Annotated in this window: 5 protein-coding genes and 1 tRNA gene; 5 read left to right on the forward strand and 1 reads right to left on the reverse strand. The window is 70.7% G+C overall.

The window, feature by feature from the left end:
• From L7D48_RS27310 to L7D48_RS27330, 5 genes are all read left to right on the forward strand, one after another.
• On the forward strand, positions 1–1,159 hold a 1,159-nt coding region (locus L7D48_RS27310; RefSeq protein WP_237883542.1), incomplete at its 5' end, for a S1C family serine protease.
• Positions 1,160–1,207: 48 nt separating this feature from the next.
• A tRNA-Ser gene (locus tag L7D48_RS27315) sits at positions 1,208–1,294 on the forward strand.
• 257 nt (positions 1,295–1,551) lie between these two features.
• Positions 1,552–1,962 carry a hypothetical protein gene (locus L7D48_RS27320; protein ID WP_237883544.1) on the forward strand — a complete coding sequence of 137 codons (411 nt, stop codon included), beginning with the start codon at positions 1,552–1,554 and terminating at the stop codon, positions 1,960–1,962.
• A gap of 33 nt (positions 1,963–1,995) precedes the next feature.
• The gene (locus L7D48_RS27325; RefSeq protein WP_237883546.1) at positions 1,996–2,463 is read left to right on the forward strand and encodes a hypothetical protein; all 468 of its coding nucleotides are present in this window, start codon (positions 1,996–1,998) and stop codon (positions 2,461–2,463) included.
• Positions 2,464–2,562: 99 nt separating this feature from the next.
• Positions 2,563–2,775, forward strand: a complete 213-nt coding sequence (locus L7D48_RS27330; RefSeq protein WP_237883548.1) for a hypothetical protein — start codon at positions 2,563–2,565, stop codon at positions 2,773–2,775.
• 151 nt (positions 2,776–2,926) lie between these two features.
• Here L7D48_RS27330 and L7D48_RS27335 read toward each other — a convergent pair.
• Positions 2,927–3,436: hypothetical protein (locus L7D48_RS27335; protein ID WP_237883550.1), on the reverse strand; the 510-nt coding region annotated here is incomplete at its 5' end.

Raw genomic sequence — 3,436 nt, forward strand, 5'->3', positions numbered from 1 at the left:
CCCCTGGGGCGCGCCGCTCGCCTCCCCGCCGCCCCCGGAGGGCCAGAAGAAGAAGCGCGGCTTCGGCGGCCTGATCGCCGCCGTCGCGGCGACGGCCCTCCTCGCGGGCGGCGTCGGCACGGGCGTCGGCTTCTGGGCCGCCGACCGCGCGGACCGTGGTTCGACGACCATCTCCGCGGGCGACAGCCTCGAACAGGTCGACCGCGCCCCCGACTCCGTCGCCGGCATCGCGGCCAAGGCCCTGCCCAGCGTCGTGACGATCCAGGCCGAGGGCGGCGGCGAGAGCGGCACCGGCACCGGCTTCGTCTACGACCAGCAGGGCCACATCATGACCAACAACCACGTGGTGGCCAGCGCGGCCGACGGCGGCGAGCTGACCGCCACCTTCTCCGACGGCCGCGAGTACGACGCCGAGGTCGTCGGCCTGGCCCAGGGCTACGACGTGGCGGTCATCAAGCTCAAGAACGCCGGCGACGCCGAACTCACCCCGCTGCCGCTCGGCAACTCCGACAAGGTCCAGGTCGGCGACGCCACCATCGCCATCGGCGCCCCGTACGGCCTGTCCGGCACGGTCACCACCGGCATCATCAGCGCCAAGAACCGCCCCGTCGCCTCCAGCGACGGCCAGGGCTCCAAGGCCTCCTACATGAGCGCCCTCCAGACCGACGCCTCCATCAACCCCGGCAACTCCGGCGGCCCCCTGCTCAACGCCAAGGGCGCGGTCATCGGCATCAACTCCGCCATCCAGTCGGCCGGCGGCGGCCTCGGCCAGGGCTCGCCCGGCAGCATCGGACTCGGCTTCGCCATCCCGATCAACCAGGCCCAGCGCGTGGGCAGGACGCTGATCGAGACCGGCGAGCCCGTCTACCCGGTCATCGGCGTCCAGGTCGACCTGCGCGCCCAGGGCAACGGCGCCCGCATCATCGAGGACACCGACGACGGCAGCGAGCCCGTCACCCCGGGCGGCCCGGCCGACAAGGCGGGCCTGAAGCCGGGCGACGTGATCACCAAGCTCGACGGCGTCTCGATCGACAGCGGCCCCACCCTGATCAGCGAGATCTGGGCCCACGAGCCGGGCGAGAAGGTCTCGATCACCTACCTGCGGGGCGGCAAGCAGAACAAGGCCGAACTGACCCTGGGTTCCCGCGAGGGCGACTGACGAACCGGCTAGGCTGTCCCCCACGCCGTACCGCACGGCGCGGCGTGGGGAGGCTTGCCCGAGCGGCCTAAGGGAACGGTCTTGAAAACCGTCGTGGTGGCGACACCACCGTGGGTTCAAATCCCACAGCCTCCGCACCTCACAACGGCCCCCGACCAGCCCACCCGGCCGGGGGCCGTCACCATCCCCGCCGCCCGCCGGCGACAGTCCTTTCCGCTCGATGGGGCACGACTTGTCGGCTCGACAGCAGCGGAGCAGCACCGGATACCTCTGTGCACAGCGCCAACCAACGCTGAACATGTCGGAGTGGCAGTCGAATGCGAGATGGGTGCTGATTCGCGGTGAGCGTTGCAGGTGACGGAAGAGATCGCTTCGCCGCTGTCGTTTCCTGGGTGCTCCTCGGCGTTGTGCTCCTGGCCTTCACGGCGTTCCTCGGGGTGAGGGCCGCCGTCGGGTTCGGTGTCCTCGGCGAAGGCGGACACATCGTCGCCTCGCGGTGCGTCGAGCAGGGCGGAGGCAGGGCCGGCCCGGACGTCGAATGCGAGGGAACGCTCGTCATCGGTGACGAGAAGACGAGTGGTCAGTTGGTCAAGGTGCGCTTGTCCTCCGCGGAGGAGGGCGACACCATCCCCGTCCACCGCGCTCCCTGGGGAACCTATGAGGCGCTGGACGACAGCCTCTTCGCCAAGGCCGGGCAAGGCGTGTTTCTCGCGCTGCTCACGGCCGCCGCCGCCGGCTGCTTTGTACGCGCCTGGTCCTTCGTGCGCCGAACAGCACGAGATCCGGTGAGGCCGGTGGGATGACTTCGGGCTGGAGCTGCCGTGCATGCTGTGTCTGTGACAAGGGGGCGAAGACGCGACATAGCCGTCTACGGGATGTTCACCCTGCTGGGCATCGCGGCGGTGGCATGGACTGTGATCACCGGGCTCGTGCGGCTGGACCTGCTGGGGAACGCTGTCCAGGTTCGGCTCACAGAGTGCCACCAGGAGGGCGGAGGGCGTGCGGGGAGCCACTCCGTGTGCAGCGGCCCGCAGGTTGGCAGCGAGACGCGCACAGTGGAGTTCCGGTACGAAGGCCGTCCGGGAGAGGTCGTTCGTGCCGCACAGAAGCCGTGGGGCAGCTATGAGCCGGTGGAGACCGGTTTCGTCGCGTGGGGCATCTGGGTGCTGGCGCCTGTTGTCTGCCTCATGGGGACAGTCGCCGCCGGTGCGCTCACCGGCAGAGAGATACGCCGAGTACGGCAGCGGTTCAGCGGGCACGGCGACGATGACGACGGCTCCCCGGGGGCGGTCGCACCCGCCTGACCTGCGCGTGTCCGTCGATGCTTGCCGCCCTCGGAAGGCCCGGAGACGGCCCAGGCAATCCGGTTGTGCGCCTGGACGCGGTTGGGCTTTGATCGCCGGATGAAGCCAGACGGCGGCGACTGCGCCATTGCGGACACCGAGATCATCGAAGGTCGGATCATCCACGGCATCAAGGTCTTCAAGGAACACCTCGGCTGCTCGCTGCACGAGGCGCTCGACGCTTTCATCGCACGGTACGACGTGCTGCGGTGCGAGCGACCGGGCGACTTCTCGAAGGACCACGCCACGTACTGGGAGAACTTCCACTCCTGAAACCCACGCGGAACAGGCCGCCGCCTGCGAGGCCGGTGAAGCGGTCTTGGGCGAAGCCGCACCCGGAGAACGTCGCTCCTGGCACACGAACCGGATGACGCCTGGCCCTGCCCGGTCGTCGGGCAGGGCGGGGTCCGACAGTCGGCCCGGCTCACGGGGCGAGGGCGTCCAGGTCCACCGGGGTGCAGTCGTGCAGCGTCATGACCAGCCGGTGGGCCAGGGTCCACCGGACCGCGAGGTCCTCGTAGGAGACCTCCTGCAGGGCGGTGTCGAGGGGCTCCAGCGTGACCGGGTGGTGGACGATCCCGGCCACGCCCCAGGCGTACGGCCGGTCCACCAGCGCGGCGACGTGCCCTTCCCGCAGCCGCGGGCACTCCCGTACGGAGATCCGGGCGCAGGGCACACACACGGGCGGTGCCGTGGTCCGCTCGCCCTCCTCCACCGGGCGGCCGACGTCCCGCAGCACGAAGAGGCGCGGGCCGTCCTGAGGGGTGGGCCCGCCGCACACCTGGCAGAGCATGTGCCGCATGGCCCTTCGCTGCCGCAGCGTGTGCACCGTGTGGTACCGGGGGTGCCCCTTGCCCCGCGCGAGGGTCTGCCTCATCCACAGCACCCCGCGCCAGTCCCGGTCGTACGCGCCCTCCCCGGCGAAACCGATCCC

The sequence above is a fragment of the Streptomyces sp. ICN903 genome (genome assembly GCF_022015835.1).
Classification (GTDB): domain Bacteria; phylum Actinomycetota; class Actinomycetes; order Streptomycetales; family Streptomycetaceae; genus Streptomyces; species Streptomyces fenghuangensis.